The following is a 971-nucleotide window of genomic DNA, read 5'->3' as shown; positions in this document are numbered from 1 at the left end:
CTGGCAGTATGTACAATATCACTTCCATTATCAATATCAGCCTGTGTGGCTTCATAGGTCGCGGTATAGGTCCAGGTCTCATCGACCTCCATAATGTCATTGGAGTTCGAGTCTCCACTTACATAGGCTGGTCCAGTGGTTGCCTGAGGATCTACTACAGCGACATTGGTCAAACTGGTATTCCCCGTATTGTCCACCACAATGGTATAGGTTAGCGTTTGCGGAGCAGCGATATCAGTCGGTGCTACGGTATTGGTTACGGTCAGTGTTGGCGATTGAGTAATAGTGGTTGTTGCATCATCAGTTACCGCAGTAGTTACTTCTGTTGTAGTTACACTGGCAGTATGTACAATATCACTTCCATTATCAATATCAGCCTGTGTGGCTTCATAGGTMGCGGTATAGGTCCAGGTCTCATCGACTTCCATAATGTCATTGGAGTTCGAATCTCCACTTACATAGGCTGGTCCAGTGGTTGCCTGAGGATCTACTACAGCGACATTGGTCAAACTGGTATTCCCYGTATTGTCCACCACAATGGTATAGGTTAGCGTTTGCGGAGCAGCGATATCAGTCGGTGCTACGRTATTAGCTACGGTTAGCGAAGGCGACTGAGTAATAGTGGTTGTTGCATCATCAGTTACCGCAGTAGTTACTTCTGTTGTAGTTACGCTGGCAGTATGTACAATATCACTTCCATTATCAATATCAGCCTGTGTGGCTTCATAGGTCGCGGTATAGGTCCAGGTCTCATCGACCTCCATAATGTCATTGGAGTTCGAGTCTCCACTTACATAGGCTGGTCCAGTGGTTGCCTGAGGATCTACTACAGCGACATTGGTCAAACTGGTATTCCCCGTATTGTCCACCACAATGGTATAGGTTAGCGTTTGCGGAGCAGCGATATCAGTCGGTGCTACGGTATTGGTTACGGTCAGTGTTGGCGATTGAGTAATAGTGGTTGTTGCATC

At 46.9% G+C, this 971-nt stretch carries 1 protein-coding gene; it reads right to left on the bottom strand.

From position 1 onward, the window contains the following. Positions 1 to 971, bottom strand: a 971-nt coding sequence (locus FGM01_RS14445) for a DUF7507 domain-containing protein (RefSeq protein ID WP_423738354.1), incomplete at both ends; no start/stop codon positions are given.

Source organism: Christiangramia sabulilitoris, assembly GCF_007050985.1.
GTDB classification, from domain to species: Bacteria; Bacteroidota; Bacteroidia; order Flavobacteriales; family Flavobacteriaceae; genus Christiangramia; species Christiangramia sabulilitoris.
This window is presented reverse-complemented; position numbering and strand designations above follow the sequence as displayed.